The 1,477-nt window shown below is 30.1% G+C and carries 2 protein-coding genes; both read right to left on the bottom strand.

Annotated features, from left to right (window positions below; translation table 11 throughout):
- Nucleotides 1–87 precede the first annotated feature (87 nt).
- Nucleotides 88–675 carry a hypothetical protein gene (locus GWR14_RS23685; RefSeq protein ID WP_163411613.1) on the bottom strand — a complete coding sequence of 196 codons (588 nt, stop codon included), beginning with the start codon at nucleotides 673–675 and terminating at the stop codon, nucleotides 88–90.
- A 1-nt stretch (nucleotide 676) separates the two neighbouring features.
- The coding region (locus tag GWR14_RS23990) for an RHS repeat-associated core domain-containing protein (protein WP_317165174.1) at nucleotides 677–1,477 on the bottom strand (801 nt) is incomplete at its 5' end.

The raw sequence follows: 1,477 nt of genomic DNA, 5'->3' as shown, positions 1-1,477 counted from the left end.
CTTTCAGAAAAATGTAGCTTCGCTATAAAACACAAAAAAACCTCGCTGATTGCGAGGTTTTCTTTTTATATGCTTTGGCTAGTCTTTTTATTTTATCCAAATGGGATCGCTTGCTCTTACTAAACAGGGATATTTTTTTACATCTATTTCTTTATTATTTAACCCTTTATATAAACATTCAAAATCTATTTCACTAACAGTATAGTTTTTTAAAAATTCTTTTATACTCAATTTTTCTCCTTGTTTTTCTTTATAGATTTCTCTAAAATCAGATAAAAAGGACAAAAAATCATTCGTGTTAAATCCTAATAATCTATAACTTTTTCCAGTTTCTTGATTAATTGCAATTGAACAGATTTTATCTCCAAATATCCAATATAATTGCAGTTCATTTTCATTCAACTCTTTTTTATAAGTATGTTCTTTTAATTGGAAAAACTTGTATTTCGGACTTAATGCTGATTTCGTTAAATTGTATTCTCCTTTTATTTTAAGTGTGTCTAATTTTAAATCAACAACCTCACTAAAAGCTTTATATAAAGAATCATTTTTTATTACATTCTTACTGTCCAAAAATAGTTGCATTTTAAAAATTGAGATAGGATCTATTTTAATTTGGGAAAACAATTCAAATGAACTGAATATCATTATGAAAATATAAAATTTAGTTTTCATTTTATTTCTTTTTAAGTGCCTGAATATATGCTTTATATTTCGTATCGTAACTTTCTTGCCAATCAACTGCATTTTTCGATAAGGTAGAATCTCTGTTACTGGAGTCTTGACAATTTTGATCTGGATTGCTTACCATTTGACTATAATAACCAACAGGATCTGCTGCTATAGATGCTCCATGACCAAATTCATGAGCTAATACATTTGAAGTTATGCTTACACTTTGACCTATAGTAGTGTATATTTTATCATTTTTAATATTGCCATCTGCATCAGGTTTTACTAGACCTGTTTTGCCTCCTCCGAAATCAGAAGCATTTGCAGTTGTTACAACAATATCTAAATTTTTGGTTTCACCAGCATTATTTTTATAGGTTAAATTATCAGCAATTGCAAAATTAGTTGGATCTACAGCTTTAAAGTTATCAATACTTTTTTGTGTGTGTTCGTATTTAGAGTTCGCTCGATCATATGCCCTGTTTGCTTTGTTTAAATCACTTTGGGCATCATTATAAGCTTTTCGTTCTTCTCTCGAAGCAGTTTTTCTATCATAACCAGCAGATTTGCTGTCAAAATTAGCTTGTGCAGCTTCTTGCGTTTTTTTAGCCTCATCTCTTGCTACTTGATCTCCATTTATGACTATCATTCCATCAGGGTCAATAAAGAAAATAGGATTATTGTTAGCGTATGTATATGGACTAAATCTTCTTGATAATTCAGCTAAAGGGTCAATATTCATCCATCTGCCTAATGCAGGGTCATAATTCCTTGCTCCGAAGTCGTACATCCCAAGTCCTAACTC

Origin of the sequence: Flavobacterium ajazii (assembly GCF_010614725.1) — a bacterium.
In the GTDB taxonomy this organism is placed as follows: Bacteria; Bacteroidota; Bacteroidia; order Flavobacteriales; family Flavobacteriaceae; genus Flavobacterium; species Flavobacterium ajazii.
Note: the sequence above shows the minus strand (reverse complement) of the source record. Positions and strands in the feature narration are given on the sequence as shown.